Origin of the sequence: Burkholderia sp. BCC1972, from assembly GCF_905339605.1 — a bacterium.
Classification (GTDB): Bacteria; Pseudomonadota; Gammaproteobacteria; order Burkholderiales; family Burkholderiaceae; genus Burkholderia.
The window spans coordinates 267695-285929 of record NZ_CAJPGH010000006.1 but is presented as its reverse complement, the minus strand read 5'-3'; the positions used below and the strand labels follow the sequence as shown (position 1 = coordinate 285929).

Below are 18235 nucleotides of genomic sequence, written 5' to 3'. Positions count from 1 at the left end.
TTCATCAAGCGCCCACACTTATCGGCTGTTAATTTTTAAAGAGCGTTTCTGCGAGAAACTCCGTGTTTCTCAGCAGCGCTGCGTTTTCAGCAGCAGAGAAGTGAGATTATCAACCGTTTTTTGAAACTCGTCAACAACTTTTTTAACTACTTCGTTGCGACGACTGCGGTTTAATTTCGCGAGCACTGGAATCGATAAAACCGACTTCAACAGCACCGCTTCCCTCTTCTTCCCCCGCGCTGCGTTTCCGTTAGCGCGAAAGAGGCGTGATTCTATGCATCTGCCCCGATCTCCGCAAGCCTTTTTGTGAAATATTTTTGACATGGTATGGCGGGGACCGCTGAGCCTTCCATTGCTCATATATAAGCGACACGACAGGAACAGCCTCGGTCGCCCTTGAACAGCCCCGCCGTATCGCACGCAACCTTCCGTCGATTACCGTCCCACCATCGCCCTCACCACACCGTCCCGCCGAATCAGCCCGTGATACAGCGCCGCCGCAAAGTGCGCGAGGAACGTCAGGAAGAACAGATAAGCCAGCACGCGATGCGCGACCCTGAGCCAGGCGAACGTCACCGGATCAGCCGAAACGATCGCCGGCAGCTGCACGCCACCGCCCAGCGTCACCGGATACCCGCCGGCCGACAGCATCGCCCAGCCGATCAGCGGCATCGCCACCATCAGCGCGTACAGCACCAGATGCGAGCCATGTGCGGCAACCCGCTGCCACCATGGCAGATCCTCCGGCAACGCCGGCGGCTTCGACAGCACCCGCACCACGATCCGCACGCACACCAGCACCAGCACGGCCACGCCCAGCGGCTTGTGAATCGCCACCAGGATCTCATGCCGCCCGGAAACGGACGCCACCATCCCCACCCCGATGAACAGCATCGCGAGGATCATCGCGGCCATCACCCAGTGCAGCACCCGCGCCGGCAAACTGAACGTCGTCGAAGCCTTCATCATCGTCCCTCCCCACTCACTCGCGCCACGCCGGCCACCCCGGCCTCTTCACTCGTGCGCCGCAGATACGAATCCGCATACGCGGCCGACCGCGCCGCCAGCAACGGATCGCCCGACACCTGAATCCCCTGCGGCAGCACCGTCGGGTCGTAGTTCACATCGCGGCACGGTCCGCTGTCCTGCGCCTCCACGCGGTCGAGCACGAGCGTGCCCGCGTCGATCGTCGTCCGCTGCGCGGGCCAGACCTTCGTCGCGTCGTCCACCGGATCGCCAGGCTCCGCCAGCGTGACCAGCAGCTTCCACTTCTGCGCCCCGGCCGCGATGCGCTGCGTCACGTCCTGCTGCAGCACGTTCGGATCCCCGGCCGTCGCGACATCGCCGGCGCCGGCCGTCTGCTCCGGCACGACGCGCCACCGCACGGCCTGGCGCTTGCCGGCCGCGTCGACGAAGTAGAACGCGTTCAACCCGTAATAGCTTTCGGTGACGTAGCTCGCGCTCGGCTTCGCACCTTTCACCCATTGCAGGAACGCCCCCGCCTCCGGGTGCGCGCCGAAGAACGCCTTCACCTTCGCCGGATCGGGCTTGCCCGTCTTCGGATCGGGCCGCGTCGCCAGCGTCTGCTGGTAGAACGCCTGCGGCGTCGCCACCGGAAACACCGGCATCGCGTTCATCCCGGTTCGCCATTGCTGGCCGTCCGGCGCGGTGAGCCTCAGTGCGAGGCTGCGGATCGGCACGCTGCTGTCCGGCGCATAAGGATTCCCGCCCGGTAACGCGAAGCGCCCGACCACCGGCGTGCGTACCGCCTTGAAGAACGGCGCGACCGAATACGCGCTCGCGGCGCCGTTGCCTTCGAAGTAACCGGTCACGCACACGCCCTTCGCGTGATTGCGCCGGAAGCCGGGATGGATGCCGCTGTTGGTCTGCAGCGCGTCGACGAGCCGGTGCGGGGTCAGACGCGCCGGCGCCAGCCAGCCGCCCGCATAACCAAACGCGACGGCCACGCCGGCCACCGCGCCGCCGATCACGGCCCAGCGCCACCACCCGCGCCCAGGCTCGCGCTGCGGCGAAGAAGAAGAAGGTTGCTTCATGAATGCGCTCCCGATCATCAGATCATTGTCGATCGCGCGTAGGACGCCGCCCGCGTCGCTTTATTCCACAGAAAATTCTTTCGTATGCTGGAGGGAATAATCGATGCCGTCCGGCGTCCTACGCGGCATCCACGACCCTTTCGGCAACCGGCCGGCCATGCCCTCCACCGCCCTCGACGACGACGCATTGCGCGAACTCATCCCCAGGCTGCGACGCTTCGCGCTCTGGCTGGCGCGCGACGTCCACGCGGCCGACGATCTCGTCCAGTCGACGCTCGAGCGCGCACTGTCGCGCTGGACAAGCCGTCGCGACGACGCGTCGCTGCGCAGCTGGCTCTTCACGATCCTGTACCGGCAGTTTCTCGACGGGAAACGCAGCGCGAAGCGCTATTCGTGGCTGCTCGGCCGCATTCGTGACGACGACGAAGCGCACTGGCCGTCCGCCGAACGCGAATTCACGGCGCGCGCGACGCTCGAAGCGTTCGGCCGGCTCTCGGACGAGCAGCGCAGCCTGCTGCTGCTCGTCGCGGTCGAGGGCTTCACCTATCAGGAAGTCGCCGACCTGCTCGAAGTGCCGATCGGCACCGTGATGTCGCGCCTCTCCCGCGCGCGCCAGGCGCTGCGCCAGCTCAGCGATGGCGAACTTCCCGCTCCTTCTTTGCGATTGATGAAGAAATGAACACGCCTCCGAACGAACATGACCTTCAGGCCTATGTCGACGGCCAGCTCGACGACGATGCGCGTGCCGCGGTCGAGCGCTATCTCGCGCTGCATCCGGAGCGCGCGGAACAGGTGAAGCAATGGCAGCAGGATGCGCAGCGGTTGCGGGCCGCGCTGGAGAGCGTGCGGATGCCGGCCGATAATCCTGCGCTGGATCCGGCCGTGATTCGCGGCCGACGGGCCGAGCGCTCGCGGATGCGGTTCGCGATGGCGGCCTCATTCGTGTTCTGCGTCGGGTTGGGGACGTTCGGCGGATGGCAGGCGCGCGGGTGGAACGCGGCGCCGCCGATCGCGCCGATGAGCGATGCGGTCAAGGCTTACCAGATGATGGTGGTCGATCGGACGGCCAAGGTCGATTACCGGCCGACCGGTGCGGGCGATTTGCAGGGATGGCTCACCAAAGGCGTCGGCGCATCGGCGAAGCTGCCGGATTTGAGCGCGGCGGGGTTCAGGCCGGTCGGTGGGCGGTTGTTCACGACGGACAGCGGCGCTACTGCTGCGATGGTGCTCTATGAGGACGACGCCGGGCGGACACTGAGCTTCTATCTCCGGCCGGCGGAATCGAAACATCGGCTGCTGCCGAACGGGCAACGCGTGGATGGCGCGTTGCTCGCGCGGTATGGATCGGTGAACGGGCTAAATTATGCGGTGGTCGGGCCGGCGGGGAGTCTTGGGGAAAAGGCGGTCGTGCAGGCGCTCGATCAGCAGACTTGAAGTGGTAGGATGCGCGCCCGGTTGGCGGTTGGTGGTAGCCGCCTGCGTCTTTTGCCGGGCGACTTGGCGAGCTTGAGCAGGCTCATGCTCACCACTTGAATGCACAGCGTTTCGACTGACTTTCCCGGGCTGTTATTCACATCAAAACCGCGCCGGCGCCTTCACTTTTACCTTTAGAATCACAGGGTTTCGAGTCGCCGCGGGGCGGGATATCCACATCGATCATTGCGGTGATTCAGGCTGACCTCGATTGGTCCGCACAGCGTCTCGGGTTGTTTGCAGTATCGATGTCCACAATCCGGATGATTGACCGACCGTCTTCGCCAGATTCCACTGCCATCACCAGCTGAATGCACAGGATTTCGAGTGACTTGGGGTGGCGGTATCCACAAGGCCATCGACTTTCGAACGTCGCCGGTGATTTGTTCCCTTCTCTCTTCCATTGTCGTCAACGCCTTGCCAAGCAAGGCGTTCGGGCTGACGAGTCCATCGAAACCGAGACACTCACCTGTCGGATGCACAGGGTTTCAACTGGATCGCGTGCCGGTTGTCCACATGCGGTTATTTTCTGGTCTGCACGAACGTACTGCCGTCATAGCGATACTCACGCGTCGCCGGGCCGGCATCGTCGATGTTCGTCCACGAAACCTCGAAGCCTGCGGGATCGGTGATCCATTCGATCGCAAGGTAAGGCGATCGATTGCCCCCGTCGGTGTCGAGCGACACGCTATCCACGCAACTCTGCACCGGCATTGCATAGCTCGACGCCGCAGCGCTGCCCTTGATCTGCAGAACGTAGAGCGTGCTTTCCTCGCCCGCGCCGCAATAGCCCATCGGGTTGCGACTCGACGACTGGCTCACGACGATCAGCACGAACTCCTTTCCATCGATGATGCTCGATCTCGCCGACGGGAAGCCGACGCTCGACGCCGACGCCACCGCCCGGCGCAGTGCAGCCGGCAACCGCACCGTACTCGCGCGGTGACGCGCGACGTCGACCTCGACCAATCGTTTTTCGTCTTGCTGCAGTTCACGTCCGTTCGAGAGCCGCACCGCGGCCGGTGCATCGCTTGCCGCGAATGCAGTCGCGGCAAGCGCGACAGCTGCGATGCAAAGGGTCCACCTGATGACCGAAGACATGATCGACATGGAAAGTCCGTGTGAGGTGTGGAGTTCAAGCATGGGCGAAGCAGACCTGTCTTGCATGATTCGCGTCGATGCTCACCGATCGAACGCACAGTGTTTGGATCTGTTTCGCGGGTCGGTTATCCACACACCTCCGTCCAGGCTCCGGGTCACTTCGTCCCGAATATCCCGAGAATTTCACCTGTTTCCGACGCGATGACATAGTGGATCGACTTCCCGAGCCGGTTTGCATTGCCGAGCCCGCGCATGCCGGGAGTCAGCTTCGCCATGAACGTAATGGTGATGACATCGTCGTCGGGCCCCGGATCCGCCGTGGATGCCTTTTTATCCGTGATGCAGATCTCGAAGTTGCGCAGATCCTGCCCGGTCGCCGCAAAGTCTTCGTAGGCCGCTTTCAGGCCGAGCAGCGTCGCGGTGTTGAGCGTGACCGAACAGCGGTCGATCGTGCCGAAATTCAACGTGCTCATCGTGTTCTCCGAATTCATGCGTGAGTGCCTGCGGCATGCACGTCATGGTCGCTCCGGTGTATTCATGTCAGCATGTCGCCGTTGCCGAGGTCGATGCGTTTCAACGTTTCGCACAAACAATCGGTCCCATCACCAGCTTCGTTTGCGAGCGTTGCCCGCATCACCCTGCTCGTTCCTCGGTTTCATGTCGCTGGTTCAAGGTTCGAGTCAGTTCATCCCGTTCACATCGTGGCGAGCCATCCGACGACCGCCGCGATGTCGTCGTCGGAAACTTGCCCGACACGCTCGGCACACACGCCGTAGTCGAGATCGAACTTCACGTTGAATCGCTCGCCCTTGTAGCGGCAACACAGGACCTCGGCTTCCGGTATCGACACGCGCTGCTCGAACACGATGTCGCCCGGATGGTGCTGCATCCGGCGTACGACGGTGTCGATATCGAGCGCCTGGAGATGGGCCAATGAAGCATCGATCATTTGTCGCGAACCCGTTCGCCGGGTCTTTGCACGCTGGATGCCGGCGATTCTACAGACATGAAGGCTCACGCACCGCGCGAACGCTTCACAGCGTTCCGTTTCGTTTGTCCTCGCGCCGCACGCAGTGCATATCCCGAGCAGATCACAGTCGACGGACTGTGCTTATCCAAAGGTGTTAACAGGGTTCGTATATATACGTAGTGGTAGTTAACAAGCGCTGTGCCCCACAGTGGATAACCTCCGTAACGCACTGAATTTTCAGCTCGAAGCGGGATGCATAACCATGGGTGTGGCACGTGAACAGTGCTGCGCAGCACAGAACAACTTTTCGTCGATTCACAGCGTCGCCGACATATCCTCAATCGTTCCACTGTGAATCCAGAGGCTTGCCGGATGGTTATCCAGAGGGCAATGTGGATAACACCACAGCGCATCGACGCGTTTTGCTGTGATGCGAACAGGTGAAGCCGACGCTCCCGGCATCGCCACGCACCATCGATCGTCAGCGTCCACACGCGCCGTTTCAAAAAATTTTCACGAAGGGGCTTGTGCTCCTCCAAAACCCTCTCTATAATTCGCGGCTTCTTAGGCTCGTAGCTCAGTTGGTTAGAGCACCACCTTGACATGGTGGGGGTCGTTGGTTCGAATCCAATCGAGCCTACCAACGAACAAATGAAGGGGTCTGGCAGCACAACTTGCCTACAGGCAATGCGGCTCGCCAACATACAAACGCCACGCGGCAACATCGCGTGGCGTTTTTCTTTTCCGGTCCGAAACAACGCGTGAAGCCCCGATGCGTTGTGCGATATACGGCCCGGTATCGCATCGTCTCCGACAATCCGCTCCATCACACAACTGCCGCTGCACGGCGCGTAGAATCGTGTGCGCATCGACGCGGCTGTTCCGACCGTCGCTCGATCTTCACCGCATCAAAACAACAACGCCGAGAGCACACGATCATGTCCGAGGTCACGACCGCCGCACCGTCCGCAAGCAACGACGAAATCGCCGCTTACGTCGGCAAGAAAGCCGCCTGGTTCGAGCACAAATGGGCGATCGCCGAATCGCGCAAGAACCGGCTGTCGTGGAATTGGGCCGCGTGCTTCCTCGGCCCGGTCTGGCTGGCATACCGATGCATGTACTGGCAGGCCGCCGCGGTGCTGGGTGCCACGCTCGGCATCACGCTGGTCGAGTTGCTGTTTTTTCCCACATACTTCGAATCGAGCACGGTCGACCCGGTCACCATCGGGATCGCGGTCTCGCTCGGCTGGTGCGGGAACAGCCTCTACAAGCGGCACGTCGAACGCGGGATCGAAAAACTCCGCCCGAGCGCGACGTCTCGCGAATCGCTTCTCGCGCTGCTCGAGGCGCAAGGCGGCACGAACTGGCTGGCGGCGGCCGGCTTCGCCGTCGCGACGCCGCTGCTCGGCGTACTGCTGTACATGATCGGCAACGCCGGAGGCGCGATGTACTGATCACGGTCGCCGCGATCAGCGAAGCAGAAAGAAGAGGGCGGACGGCGCCGTCGCCATGCATCCGCATGGCATGCGGTGCAGGCTCGCGCCACCTTCAATGCAGATGCTTCAACTTGTCAGGATTCCGCACGACATAGATCGCGACGATCTTCCCGTCGTCGATCTCGAGCGCGGTGGTCTGCAGCTCGCCATCGGCTTCCAGCGTGACGAAGCCCGGCAGCCCGTTGATGAACCCGGCCCGCACGAGTTTCGACGCATGCGTCGCGAACAGCCCGGCCAGGTACTCGTGCACCTTCATCACCGGCTCGAAGCCGAACACCGGCTTGCCTGCGGCCGTGCGCTTGCCGCCGCCGTCGGAATGCAGGCTCACATCCTCGGCGAGCATCGCGCCGAGCGTGCGCATGTCGCCGCTGCGTGACGCCGCGAAAAACGCCTCGGCCAACTCGATTCCGCGCTGCTTCTCGACCTGAAACCGCGGCCGCGCCTCGCGCACGTGCGTACGTGCCCGCGCGGCGAGCTGCCGGCACGCGGCCGCATCGCGCTGGATCGTCGTGGCCACTTCGTCGAACTCGAGGCCGAACACGTCGTGCAGCAGGAACGCCGCGCGTTCGAGCGGCGAGAGCCGTTCAAGCGCGAGCAGCAGCGGCAGCGTAACGTCTTCCTGTTCATCTTCCTCGACGATCGGCTCGGGCAGCCAGGGGCCGATATAGGTCTCGCGCTGGTGCCGTGCAGACTTCAGCTGGTCGAGGCACATGCGCATCACCATGCGGCGCAGGAACGCCTCGGGCACGCGCACCTCGGTGCGGTCGACGTCCATCCAGCGGATGAACGCGTCCTGCACCATGTCCTCGGCATCCGCGACGGAACCGAGCATCCGGTACGCGACGCGGATCAGCGTGCGACGCAGCGGATCGAAGCTCGCCGCCGCGTCGGCCCGTGCTTCGGTGTTGCCCTTGGCCGGGTCGAGGTTCGTCATCAGGCCACCATCTTCGCGGCGGCGGCCTTCGCGTCGGCCGGCTCGATCCACAGCCCGAAGCCGACGGCGAGCCGGTTCCAGCCGTTGATCACGTTGATCATCAGCGTGAGTTTCACCTGTTCCTCCTGGCTGAAGTGGTCGTTCAGCGCCGCGTAGGCCGCTTCGTGCGCCGCGCGGCCCTCCGACAGCCGCGTGAGCGCTTCGGTCCAGCCGAGCGCCGCGCGTTCGCGGTCGGTGTAGCAGGGCGCCTCGCGCCACGCGGACAGCAGGTAGATGCGCCGCTCGGTCTCGCCTTGCTCGCGTGCCTCGGCGGTGTGCATGTTAATGCAGTTCGCGCACGCGTTGATCTGCGATGCGCGGATCTTGACCAGCTCGATCAACGTCGGCTCGAGGCTGCCGGCAACGGCGACCGATACGGTCATCCAGTTCTTCATCAGCGCGGGGGCGGCGGCAAACGGATTCAGTTTCGCAGTCATGGTTCCTTCTCCTTTCGTGTGGGTTCCGGTGATATGACGAGCGAGCCCCCCGCGCGTGTGACATCGACACAAAAAATTTTTGCAGCCGGAGAAGCAAGCAAAGAGCAGGGCGCCGAAGGTCGCGGCGCCCGCACGCGGACAGCAGGCGAATCGGCTGCACGACGCCGTTCCTCCGACGAAACCGTGCACGCCCGCTACCTTTCATGCGCGCCGCGCGGCTGTCACCGGACGTCAGTAGCGCGCAGGTGCAGGCATGCGTATTGTTCTCTTCGCAGAGCCCCCGCCATGGCGGGGACGGGCCGGATGTCACGCCGGCGGCTGGCATGCGGCGAATGCTTTCATTTTTCTTTCGCGTTCGTTTCACCGGAAATCCGATGCGCGACGTTCACATTTCTGGCCCATACTGTTCTGCACGGGCAGATGAAGTGACGCCGCACCTGCGGCCCGGCGCGCGCGCCGGCTGCCCGACGACGCAGCAGCAGCAGGTCGCACGTCAGCCGCGCGCATCCGAGCGCAAGGCTTTCCCTTTTCCGGCAACGCAACGCAGCGAATCGCGACGTGGACGGTAAACCGATGAGCCTTCTTGCATCACAGCTTCAGCGCCGTTACCAGGACGTGCGCACCCATAGCGTCGCACTGACCGCGACGCTGTCCGCCGAAGACCAGGCCGTGCAGTCGATGCCCGATGCGAGTCCGACGAAATGGCACCTCGCGCATACGACCTGGTTCTTCGAAACCGTCGTGCTGATGCGCCGCGTGCCCGGCTACGCGCCGTTCGACGACGCCTTCCAGTTCCTCTTCAATTCCTATTACGAAGCGCTCGGCCCGCGCCATCCGCGGCCGCAGCGCGGGCTGCTCACACGTCCGTCGCTCGACGAGGTGCACGCGTACCGGCAATACGTCGACGACGCGATGCTGCGCGCGCTGGCCGGCGCCGATGCGGCGCTGCTCGACGCGATCGCGCCCGAGCTCGTGCTCGGCCTGCATCACGAGCAGCAGCACCAGGAACTGATCGTCACCGACATACTGCACGCGTTCTCGTGCAACCCGCTGAAGCCGGCGTTCCGGCCGCGCGACGGCGCCGACGCGGAACGCGCGCTCGCCGCGGGTGACGCCGGGCCATTGCGCTGGCTGCATCAGCCGGGCGGGCTGGTCGAGATCGGCCACGACGGCGACGCGTTCTCGTTCGACAACGAACGGCCGCGCCACACGGCGCTCGTGCGGCCGTACGAGATCGCGAGCCGCCTCGTGACGAACGCGGAATTCGCGACGTTCGTCGCCGACGGCGGCTATGTACGGCCCGAGTTCTGGCTGTCGGACGGCTGGGCGACGGTGCAGCGGGAAGGGTGGCAAGGGCCCGCGTACTGGATGCCCGACGACGACGATGCGGCCGGCACGCGCGTGCGGCGCACGTTCGGCCTGCACGGCGTCGAGCCGCTCGCGCCCGATGCGCCGGTGTGCCACGTGAGCTTCTACGAAGCGGCCGCGTATGCGGAATGGGCCGGTGCGCGGCTGCCGACCGAATTCGAATGGGAGACCGCGTTCCCTGCCGAAGGCATCCAGCAGATGCTCGGGCACGTCTGGCAGTGGACGCGTTCGTCCTACGAGCCGTATCCGGGCTTTCGGCCGCTCGCCGGGGTAGCAGCCGAATACAACGGCAAGTTCATGGTCGGCCAGCAGGTCCTGCGCGGCAGCAGCATCGCGACGCCGCCCGGGCACGAACGGCCGACGTACCGCAATTTCTTTCCGCCGGCGGCACGCTGGCAATTCACGGGAGTGCGACTTGCGCGAGACGTCTGAGCAGACGGCCACGAGCGGTGGCCAGCAACCCGCCCGCGATTCGCGGCCGAGCGCGTTCGAGCGCGACCTGATCGACGGACTGTCGCGCACGCCGCGCAGCATTTCGCCGAAATACTTCTACGATGCGGCCGGCTCCGAGCTGTTCGACCGCATCTGCGAACTGCCGGAGTACTACCCGACGCGCACCGAGCTCGGCATCCTGCGCGATCGCGCGGCCGAGATCGTGCAGCGCGTCGGCCCGCATGCGGACATCGTCGAATTCGGTGCGGGCTCGCTCGAGAAGATCCGCGTGCTGCTCGACGCGTTCGCGGGCAACTATGCGAACGCGCCGGCGCGCTACGTGCCGGTCGACATCTCGGCCGACTACCTGCAAGTTGCCGCCGCGCGGCTGCGGTCGGCCTATCCGTGGCTCGACGTCGCGCCGCTCGCGGCCGACTACACGAAGGCCGAGCAGATGGCCGTGCTGACCGAGACGCCGCGGCGGCGCATCGGCTTCTTTCCCGGCTCGACGATCGGCAATTTCTCGCCGGAAGAAGCCGACACGTTCCTGCGCGACGCCGCACGGCTGCTGCGCGGCGGCGGCCTGCTGGTCGGCGCCGATCTCGTGAAGGACGAGCGCACGCTGCATCACGCATACAACGATGCGCAGGGCGTGACCGCGCAGTTCAACCTGAACCTGCTGGTGCGCGCGAACGCGGAGCTCGGTGCGGATTTCGATGTCGACGCGTTCTCGCATTGCGCGTTCTACGACCGCGAGCGGCAGCGCATCGAGATGCACCTCGTCAGCGACGTCGCGCAGACGGTGCACGTGCGCGGCCACGCATTCCGCTTCGAAGCCGGCGAGCACATCCATACGGAGAACTCGCACAAGTTCACGATCGACGGCTTCCATGCGATCGCGCGCCGCGCAGGTTTCGAGCCCGACACCGTGTGGACCGACGCGGACAACCTGTTCAGCGTGCACTGGCTGCGCAGCGTCGACGATATCCGCGCGTAACGACCGCTGTTGCGAACCGTTCGCACCGCACGGTGCGGGCGGTTCACCTCCCGCGCACACCGGCGATTGCCATCGAATCGCCCGGTTTCGCGCCGAAACGCCCGTTTTACCGGCCCGATGCACCGCTGCAACGGTGTTTCGAGTGCGGCCTCTCCCTTGTCCGGCAAGGCTTTGCGGGCATCCGTAAACGTCCGTTACCTGTCTCGCATACCCGTTTCACCTGTGTCTGTGTCCGGTGCCTAGACTTCGAACCGTATTCACATGAAGCACGACACGTGCAGGGAGTCGCGAGATGAGCAAGAAACTTATTCTCGGTGCAGTTCTCGGTGTAGCGGCGCTGGCAGCCTCGGGCGTCGCGTCGGCCCACGTCGACCTGTCGGTCGGCATCGGCGTGCCGGGCGTCTACGCGGCGCCCGCACCGGTCTACGTCGCGCCGCCGCCGCCCGTCATGTACGCGCCCGTCGGCTATCGCGATGACGGCTGGCGTGACGACGACTGGCGTCGGCGCGAATGGCGCGAACACGAGTGGCGCCGCCGTGAATGGCGCGAGCACGAGTGGCGCGACCGCGGCGGCTGGCGCGGCGGCCGCTGGGATTGAGCGGCCCGACTGATCACCACGAGAGGAGAGTGACAACATGATGCCCACTCGGCACATCAGGCTGTGCGCTGCCGCCACTGTCGTTGCGTTCGCAACGATCGGCAGCGCGCACGCGGCGGGCTGCATGAAGGGTGCGGTGGTCGGCGGGGTCGCCGGCCACTATGCGGGACACCACGCGGTCGTCGGTGCGGTCGGCGGCTGTATCGTCGGCCGTCACATGGCGAAGAAGCAGGCGCAGGAGCAGGCCGCGCAGCACAAGGCCGCCGCGCAGGGCATGCAGCCGGCGCAGTAAGCACTTCGTCACCGGGGCGGCGCCGAAGCGCCGCCACCGCCTGCTTCGTTCCCCGTTCTTGCACGAGCCGCATTGATCCGACGAATGCGCGCTGCGCGCATCGTTACGATCATTTACAACGTCGTGTGGCGCGAATTTCGCGCGTTCATAGAATGCAGTCATACGAACGCGCTCAAGGGAGCACAAGATGAAACAGCAACGATACCTGTCCGTATTGACGGCCGCGCTGCTCGCGCTCGGCTCGGTGTCCGCCTACGCGGCGGCCGGCGGCAATGGCGGTGGCAACGGCGGCGGTCATGGCGCAGGCGGCTTGGGCGGCAACGCGGGCGGCATGTCCGGCGGCCACATGAGCGGCCAGGCACTGAGCAACTCGAACGGCATGCACGCGGGCGACCGCGACAAGGGCCTGTCGCGTGCGGCCGACCGCTCCGATACGATCGCCGATCGCGCCGGCGTGCAGCCGGGTCACGGCCACACGCAAGGGCATGCGCATGGCCACACCGCGCATGCGTCGACGTCCACGCATCGTTCGCATCACAACGCATTCGGCCGCACGCTGTAAGCACGGCGCACGCATGCGATGAAAGGGCGCTTCGGCGCCCTTTTTTCATGGCGGAAACGCAACGCCGCCGTCGCGCGGAAACGTCGTGCCGACCCGATTTGCAACCAGCCGTAACCGCGTGGCGGAGATCCGCGGCACGATCGATCGACGCAGAAAAAAGGGCGGCTCATCGCCGCCCTTCGTATCACCGCCCGGTGCCCGCCAGCGGCACCGGCGGCTCGAACAATGCATCGGCCTGCCTGACCCGCACGAAGCGCGCGGCGCCGTCGCCGTCCACCAGCGCACGGAAATGCGCTTCGCCGCATGCGAGCTTCGCACGCTCGTGCTCGCTCGGCACGGGGCCGTCCGTGTTCGGCGTATCGACGACGAAGTACAGCCGCTCGCCGCCGTCCTGTTCCGCGAGCACGGCCCAGTCCGGGTGGTAGCTGCCGAGCGGCGTCTGCACGCGGAACCACGCGGGCAGCTTCGCGTACAGCTTCACGCCGTCGTGCGCTTCGAGCGCATCGGCGAACGCGCGCTCCGCGTCGGTCTCGCACACGACCGCTTCGTGGATCGACTTCTGTGCATCGGGCCGCAGGTTGCGCAGGTAACCGGTCAGCGCTTCGCTCTCGAACGATTCGAGCGCATGCACGTGGCGCTCGCCGAGCTTGCGGTACGCGATGCCCGCGACCAGCGCGTGGCGCTTGCAGCGGTTGATCGCATCGGCCGCGACCGCGATGAACTGCTGCGGATTCACGCGGAAGTCGTCGAGCCGGCCGCTGTCGGCCAGGATCGTCGCGAGCGAGCGGCGCGTGAGCTGCGTGCGGTCCTGCAGCTCGGTGAGCAGGTCGGGCAGCGGCAGCTCGCCTTCGTCGAGCAGCACGGTGCCGGCACCGGCCACCTCGATCGCCTCGATGCCGGCCTTGCCGATGTCGATCTCGGCCTTGCGCCACTGCAGCCGCGCACGCGCGATGTCCGGCGCGTCGTGCAGCGCGGCCGTGCAGTCGCGCACGAGCTTCGCGTTGTCGAACTCGACGCTGTACACGGTGCGATGCCGGATGCGATCCCACAACGCGCGGAAATCGTCGCCGAACACGACGGCCTTGCCCGACGCATCGCGCCGCAACGCGATCGCGCGGCGCTCGTCGGCGTTGCGCACCGCGAAGCGGCCCGACAGCTTGCGCAGCGTCGCGACGATCGGCGCACGCAGCATCTCGAACGCGTCAGGCAGCACCAGCGCGCTCTGGCGCAGCGCATCCTTCAGCCGGTCGAGCACCTTGCCCTGCGCGTCGACATAGCCCTGCTCGTGCAGGTGATTCCACAGCACGCGCGACAGCTCGATGCCGAGCGCATGCGCGGGGCCGTCGTCTTCCTGCACGGGCAGCGCCGCGAACTGGTGTTCCTCGACGATCCCGAAACGGATGCCGGTATCGGCCTCGATTTCCTTCTGCAGGTTCTCCGCGAACGACTCGTAGCGTTCGGTTGCGATCACGGTGAGCGTGTTCACGCCCGGATCGCGCACGCGTTCGCCGTCCTGGTCGACAGCGAGGCGCAACCCGCGGCCGAGCGTCTGGCGGCGCTCGCGCTCGGTCTGGATGTCGCGCAGCGTGCAGATCTGGAACACGTTCGGGTTGTCCCAGCCTTCCTTCAGCGCCGAGTGCGAGAAGATGAACTTCAGCGGCGTGTCGAACGACAGCAGCGCTTCCTTCTCGCGCATGATCAGGCCGTACGCGCGCTCGGCGTTCTCGCGGGCCGCCGCGCTGCTTTCGCTCGTGTCGGTCCAGCCGCCCTTGCGGTCGATCGAGAAGTAGCCGTTGTGCGCTCGCCCGACTTCGAGCGCGACGTCGACGCCGTCGAACAGCGCACGGTACGCCGGCACGCGCGCCGCCCGCGCATATTCCTCTTCGAAGATCAGCGCGTAGTCGCCCTTCACGGGCATCCCGTTCTCGTCGTAGCGGCGATAGCGTTCGACCGAATCGACGAAGAACAGCGACAGCACCTTCACGCCGCGCTCGGCGAGGCGCAGTTCCTTGTCGAGATGCTCGCGGATCGTGCGGCGGATCATCTCGCGCTGCACGGCGAGCGTGTCGATGTCGCCGAACGCCTCGCCGAGCGACAGGAACGCCTCGCCTTCCGGATGACGCAGCTCGACGTACTCGGCACCCTTCACCGCATGCACTTCGCCGATCCGCAGCCCCGCGTACAGCGCGCGCTTGGTCAGGCGCTCGAGATCGTCGCCGTCGGTGGCCGTCACGATCTGGCGCTTCACGCCGGCCGCCGTCGCGACGTCGAGCTCGACGCGCGCGCTGATCGCGCCGCGCCGGTTCGACACGCCGACGAGCCGCACGTACGGCTTGTTGTGCGCATCCTCGACGATCGCCGACGCGATCTCGATCTGCTTGACGAGCTTGCGCTCGTACGCGTCGACCGCGTCGAGCCGGTACACCATGTGGTGACGGTCGACGTGCGTGGCCGAATAGCGCAGCGTGCAGAGCGGCGCCATCGCGGCGAGCGCTTCGCGCCCGCGGCCCTCCAGGCCGCCGTCGACGCTCTGCGGCTCGTCGACGATCACGATCGGCCGCGTGGCGCGGATCAGGTCGATCGGCTTCTCGCCGCCGGTCTTCTCGCTGTCCTTGTAGAGGTTGTTGATTTCCTTCTTGTTGATCGCGGCAACCGTCATCACCATGATCTGGATCGCCGCGCTCGCCGCGAAGTGGCGCACCTGGCCGAGCTTCGCGGAGTCGTACAGGAAGTAGTCGTACGGCACGCCCGCGTACAGCGCGCGGAAGTGATCCTCGGTGATCGCGAGCGTCTTGTGCACGCCTTCCTTGATCGCGATCGACGGCACGACGATCACGAACTTCGTGAAGCCGTAGCGGCGGTTCAGCTCGAAGATCGTGCGCAGGTACACGTAGGTCTTGCCGGTGCCGGTCTCCATCTCGACGGTGAAGTCGCGCGAGCCGGGCAGGCCGGACGGCGGCAGCCCGCCGCGCAGCTGCACGTCGGCGAGATTGCGCGCGAGCGCGTCGTCGGTCAGCGACAGCCGGTTGCCGACGCCCTGTTCCGACACCGCGAAGCCGAGCGAGCCTTGCGCGGCGGCCGTCGTGCCGGGCGCCGCGTTCGCGAGCACGCTGAAGTCGCCGCGATACGATTCCTGCCCGCGAAACAGGTCGCAGACGGCGTCGATCGCCTCGCGCTGGTAGTCGAGATCCGCTTCGAAATGCAGCCGCATCACAGGCTCCGCACGCGCTTCACGCCGTGCTGCTCGAGCAGCGCGGCGAGATTGAGCTTCGCGACGTCGTCGACGAAGCCGCTGTCGCGGAACAGGCAGGTGACGTCGCGCGACGCGCCGGTCGCATCCAGCAGGTCGACGATGCCGTCGGCGAGCGGGCCCGCGTCGTCGCGCGAAATGCGCGCATCGAAGCACGCGACGATCGAGCGGCCGATCAGGTGCACGGTCTTGCCGGCCACCTGGTGATGCTCGACCGGCGTGCACAGGTCGAGGCCGAGCTTCAGCGTCAGCTCGGCGAGCAGGTCGTCCTCGGTGCGGCCGGTCTTCACGTGCTCGACGGATGCGAACAGCGCGTGGTCGAAGTCGTCGCGGCGCGGGTCCCACTCGATCACGTTGGTCGTGTCGAGCCGGTACACGCGGAAACCGAGGTCGCCATAGCTTTCCGGATAGTCGCGTGCGACCTGCTGCGCGGCGCGGCGCAGGCGTTCCTTGGTCACTTCGGCGAGCGTCAGCGGCTTTTTCAGCTTCGCGCAGAAATCGGCGGCCGCCAGTTGCGTCTTGTCGCGGCGGTCGAGCGCCTCGGGCAGCTGCACGAGGATGTAGCGGCGCGCGCCGCCGTCGGTCGCGTTCACCTGCATCACCGCGTGGCCGGTCGAGCCGGAGCCCGCGAAGCAGTCGAGCACGATGTCGTCGCCGCGCGTGCACCAGCCGATCACGGCCGCCGCGAAGTCGACCGGCTTCGGCAGGTCGAAGGGGATGCCGAGCGTCTTCAGCAGCGCGTCGTCGGAGCCGGCGAACGGCAGCACCGACGGCACGTTCTCGTACATGTTCTCGTCGAGGTAGTAGATCCGCTGCGGCTGCGTGGTTTCGTCCGCGCCGAATTCGATCTGGCCGCGCTCGATCAGCGCCTGCATCGTCGCGGGCGGGTTGCGCCAGCCGCGCGCCGGCATCGCGCACGGCTTGCCGGTGACGGGGTGGATCAGCGGCGTGAAATACTCTTCCGGCGCCTTCTTCTTGTTCGGCCAGGCCATCGACACGAGGCGGTACACGCGGCCTTCTTCCGACAGCCGGTCGTACATCACCTCGCCGCCGGACAGGTTGGTCTGCGCCTTCATCCATGCGCGGTACGCCTTCTGCGCGTCCTTCGCGTTGCCGCTGCGGTACACGGCGTCGTGCGCGGCGTCGAGCATGCGCTGCGCATTGCGCTTCGGGCGCTTGAGCGGCGCCTGTTCGAGCAGCGTCTCGGCATTGCGCGCGAACAGCACCAGCGATTCGTGCTGGTATGCGACGCCGCGCGCGTCGCCCTTCGGGTTGCGCTTGTCCCACACGGCCACGCCGAGCTCGTTCTCCTCGCCGAAGATCTCGCGCAGCATCAGCACGAGCGCGTGAACCTCATGCTCGTCGATGTGCACGGCGATCAGCCCTTCGTCGGACAGCAGCGCGTGCGCGAGCTTCAGGCGCGGATACATCATGTTCAGCCAGTCGGTGTGGAACCGGCCGTTCGCCTCGGTATTGGTGCTGCGCTTCACGCCGCCCTGGGTCTGCCCGGTCATCGCCAGGTAGTGGCGGATGCTGTCGCTGAAGTCGTCCGGATAGACGAAATCGCTGCCGGTGTTGTACGGCGGGTCGATGTAGACGAGCTTCACCTTGCCGGCGTAGCTCTTGTGCAGCAGCTTCATCACGTCGAGGTTGTCGCCCTCGATCACGAGATGGCGCGTGTCGTCCCACGCGACGCTGTCGTCGGGGCAGGGTCGCAGCGTGCCCGTCGACGGCGTGAGCGCGGCCTGGCGCGCGCTGCGCTTGCCGTGCCAGTGGAAGCCGTAGCGCTCGTCGGCGTCGCCGACCGTGCGGTCGCCGATCAGCGCCTTCAGCACGTCGACGTCGACCGACGCGCCGTTCGGGCCTTCGGTCACGAGTTCGGGGAACAGCGCCTTCAGGCGCGCGACGTTGTCGGCGGTGAAATCCGTCGACATCGCCTGCGGGCTGGCCGCATCGAGTTTCTGCATCGTCTTTTCCATCGGAGCCCGGCCGCGCGCGCCAGGACGTCGGGCGCGCTCACGGCACCGGCGGCAATGGCCGCCCGGGCAAACCCGAAACGCTAGCGAGTCGGTCGGCGCAGGTCAAGCGCCGATGTGGGCCGAGCATCCGCGCATCGGCCGCGATCGCCCGCCGGACGGGCCGCAAGCGGTTTCGGGCCGGTTGTCGCACGGGCCGGCCGGCGGCACCGGGAGCAGGAGGAAAAACGGACGAAAAAAAGGGCACGGTCGGCGC

General features: G+C 65.8%; 17 protein-coding genes and 1 tRNA gene. 9 read left to right on the top strand and 9 right to left on the bottom strand.

The genetic code is table 11. The annotated features are described in order from the left end of the window. Positions 1 to 435 precede the first annotated feature (435 nt). Complete coding sequence (locus U5798_RS12585; protein ID WP_124454492.1) at positions 436 to 969, bottom strand: cytochrome b; 534 nt, start codon at positions 967 to 969, stop codon at positions 436 to 438. Next, positions 966 to 2054, bottom strand: coding sequence for a catalase family peroxidase (locus U5798_RS12580; protein ID WP_322082193.1), 1089 nt, complete (start codon positions 2052 to 2054; stop codon positions 966 to 968). Before U5798_RS12580 ends, U5798_RS12585 begins: the two co-directional genes overlap by 4 nt. A 157-nt stretch (positions 2055 to 2211) precedes the next feature. On the opposite strand from U5798_RS12580, the gene U5798_RS12575 reads away from it, so the two are divergent. Together U5798_RS12575 and U5798_RS12570 are read left to right on the top strand one after the other, a co-directional pair. Beyond that, positions 2212 to 2733, top strand: coding sequence for a sigma-70 family RNA polymerase sigma factor (locus U5798_RS12575; protein ID WP_124454496.1), 522 nt, complete (start codon positions 2212 to 2214; stop codon positions 2731 to 2733). After that, a complete protein-coding gene (locus U5798_RS12570) occupies positions 2730 to 3488 on the top strand; it encodes an anti-sigma factor (protein ID WP_322082192.1) in 759 nt (252 codons plus the stop codon). Before U5798_RS12575 ends, U5798_RS12570 begins: the two co-directional genes overlap by 4 nt. A 561-nt stretch (positions 3489 to 4049) precedes the next feature. On the opposite strand, the gene U5798_RS12565 is transcribed toward U5798_RS12570, so the two are convergent. The 3 genes from U5798_RS12565 to U5798_RS12555 all read right to left on the bottom strand — a co-directional run bounded on the left by U5798_RS12565 (position 4050) and on the right by U5798_RS12555 (position 5562). Then, positions 4050 to 4670: a hypothetical protein gene (locus U5798_RS12565; RefSeq protein ID WP_322082191.1), complete on the bottom strand. Its 621-nt coding sequence runs from the start codon at positions 4668 to 4670 to the stop codon at positions 4050 to 4052. A 113-nt stretch (positions 4671 to 4783) separates the two neighbouring features. After that, the gene (locus U5798_RS12560; RefSeq protein ID WP_322082190.1) at positions 4784 to 5101 is read right to left on the bottom strand and encodes a hypothetical protein; all 318 of its coding nucleotides are present in this window, start codon (positions 5099 to 5101) and stop codon (positions 4784 to 4786) included. Positions 5102 to 5322: 221 nt separating this feature from the next. Then, a complete protein-coding gene (locus U5798_RS12555; RefSeq protein WP_322082189.1) occupies positions 5323 to 5562 on the bottom strand; it encodes a hypothetical protein in 240 nt (79 codons plus the stop codon). Between the two features lie 602 nt (positions 5563 to 6164). On the opposite strand from U5798_RS12555, the gene U5798_RS12550 reads away from it, so the two are divergent. Both U5798_RS12550 and U5798_RS12545 read left to right on the top strand, forming a co-directional pair. Then, a tRNA-Val gene (locus tag U5798_RS12550) sits at positions 6165 to 6241 on the top strand. Between the two features lie 295 nt (positions 6242 to 6536). Further along, entirely contained in the window at positions 6537 to 7052 is a 516-nt protein-coding gene (locus U5798_RS12545) for a DUF2628 domain-containing protein (RefSeq protein ID WP_124454507.1), read from the top strand. Between the two features lie 94 nt (positions 7053 to 7146). On the opposite strand, the gene U5798_RS12540 is transcribed toward U5798_RS12545, so the two are convergent. Next, a complete protein-coding gene (locus U5798_RS12540; RefSeq protein WP_322082188.1) occupies positions 7147 to 8028 on the bottom strand; it encodes a sigma-70 family RNA polymerase sigma factor in 882 nt (293 codons plus the stop codon). Then, positions 8028 to 8504, bottom strand: coding sequence for a carboxymuconolactone decarboxylase family protein (locus U5798_RS12535; protein WP_322082187.1), 477 nt, complete (start codon positions 8502 to 8504; stop codon positions 8028 to 8030). Before U5798_RS12535 ends, U5798_RS12540 begins: the two co-directional genes overlap by 1 nt. A 573-nt stretch (positions 8505 to 9077) precedes the next feature. Here U5798_RS12535 and egtB point away from each other — a divergent pair. The 5 genes from egtB to U5798_RS12510 all read left to right on the top strand — a co-directional run bounded on the left by egtB (position 9078) and on the right by U5798_RS12510 (position 12753). Further along, entirely contained in the window at positions 9078 to 10304 is a 1227-nt protein-coding gene (gene egtB, locus U5798_RS12530; RefSeq protein WP_322082186.1) for an ergothioneine biosynthesis protein EgtB, read from the top strand. Further along, positions 10288 to 11301, top strand: a complete 1014-nt coding sequence (gene egtD / locus U5798_RS12525; RefSeq protein ID WP_322082185.1) for an L-histidine N(alpha)-methyltransferase — start codon at positions 10288 to 10290, stop codon at positions 11299 to 11301. The genes egtB and egtD overlap by 17 nt, the downstream gene beginning before the upstream one ends. A 292-nt stretch (positions 11302 to 11593) precedes the next feature. Further along, positions 11594 to 11899 (top strand): hypothetical protein, encoded by a 306-nt coding sequence (locus U5798_RS12520; RefSeq protein ID WP_124454516.1) that lies wholly within the window; start codon positions 11594 to 11596, stop codon positions 11897 to 11899. 37 nt (positions 11900 to 11936) lie between these two features. Beyond that, entirely contained in the window at positions 11937 to 12191 is a 255-nt protein-coding gene (locus U5798_RS12515) for a hypothetical protein (protein ID WP_322082184.1), read from the top strand. Positions 12192 to 12378: 187 nt separating this feature from the next. After that, on the top strand, positions 12379 to 12753 hold the full coding sequence (locus U5798_RS12510) for a hypothetical protein (RefSeq protein ID WP_124454519.1): 375 nt from the start codon (positions 12379 to 12381) through the stop codon (positions 12751 to 12753). Between the two features lie 184 nt (positions 12754 to 12937). Here the strand turns inward: U5798_RS12510 and U5798_RS12505 are convergent, their stop codons facing one another. After that, positions 12938 to 15964, bottom strand: a complete 3027-nt coding sequence (locus tag U5798_RS12505; RefSeq protein ID WP_322082183.1) for a type III restriction-modification system endonuclease — start codon at positions 15962 to 15964, stop codon at positions 12938 to 12940. Continuing rightward, positions 15964 to 17982, bottom strand: a complete 2019-nt coding sequence (locus tag U5798_RS12500) for a site-specific DNA-methyltransferase (protein WP_124454523.1) — start codon at positions 17980 to 17982, stop codon at positions 15964 to 15966. Before U5798_RS12500 ends, U5798_RS12505 begins: the two co-directional genes overlap by 1 nt. Positions 17983 to 18235 lie beyond the last annotated feature (253 nt).

What these genes read in the sequence shown, in the direction of transcription:
- U5798_RS12585 (WP_124454492.1), bottom strand. Translation starts at nt 969, where the DNA reads ATGATGAAGGCTTCGACGACGTTCAGTTTGCCGGCGCGGGTGCTGCAC.
- U5798_RS12580 (WP_322082193.1), bottom strand. Translation starts at nt 2,054, where the DNA reads ATGAAGCAACCTTCTTCTTCTTCGCCGCAGCGCGAGCCTGGGCGCGGG.
- U5798_RS12575 (WP_124454496.1), top strand. Translation starts at nt 2,212, where the DNA reads ATGCCCTCCACCGCCCTCGACGACGACGCATTGCGCGAACTCATCCCC.
- U5798_RS12570 (WP_322082192.1), top strand. Translation starts at nt 2,730, where the DNA reads ATGAACACGCCTCCGAACGAACATGACCTTCAGGCCTATGTCGACGGC.
- U5798_RS12565 (WP_322082191.1), bottom strand. Translation starts at nt 4,670, where the DNA reads ATGCTTGAACTCCACACCTCACACGGACTTTCCATGTCGATCATGTCT.
- U5798_RS12560 (WP_322082190.1), bottom strand. Translation starts at nt 5,101, where the DNA reads ATGAGCACGTTGAATTTCGGCACGATCGACCGCTGTTCGGTCACGCTC.
- U5798_RS12545 (WP_124454507.1), top strand. Translation starts at nt 6,537, where the DNA reads ATGTCCGAGGTCACGACCGCCGCACCGTCCGCAAGCAACGACGAAATC.
- U5798_RS12540 (WP_322082188.1), bottom strand. Translation starts at nt 8,028, where the DNA reads ATGACGAACCTCGACCCGGCCAAGGGCAACACCGAAGCACGGGCCGAC.
- U5798_RS12535 (WP_322082187.1), bottom strand. Translation starts at nt 8,504, where the DNA reads ATGACTGCGAAACTGAATCCGTTTGCCGCCGCCCCCGCGCTGATGAAG.
- egtB (WP_322082186.1), top strand. Translation starts at nt 9,078, where the DNA reads ATGAGCCTTCTTGCATCACAGCTTCAGCGCCGTTACCAGGACGTGCGC.
- U5798_RS12520 (WP_124454516.1), top strand. Translation starts at nt 11,594, where the DNA reads ATGAGCAAGAAACTTATTCTCGGTGCAGTTCTCGGTGTAGCGGCGCTG.
- U5798_RS12515 (WP_322082184.1), top strand. Translation starts at nt 11,937, where the DNA reads ATGATGCCCACTCGGCACATCAGGCTGTGCGCTGCCGCCACTGTCGTT.
- U5798_RS12510 (WP_124454519.1), top strand. Translation starts at nt 12,379, where the DNA reads ATGAAACAGCAACGATACCTGTCCGTATTGACGGCCGCGCTGCTCGCG.
- U5798_RS12505 (WP_322082183.1), bottom strand. Translation starts at nt 15,964, where the DNA reads ATGCGGCTGCATTTCGAAGCGGATCTCGACTACCAGCGCGAGGCGATC.
- U5798_RS12500 (WP_124454523.1), bottom strand. Translation starts at nt 17,982, where the DNA reads ATGGAAAAGACGATGCAGAAACTCGATGCGGCCAGCCCGCAGGCGATG.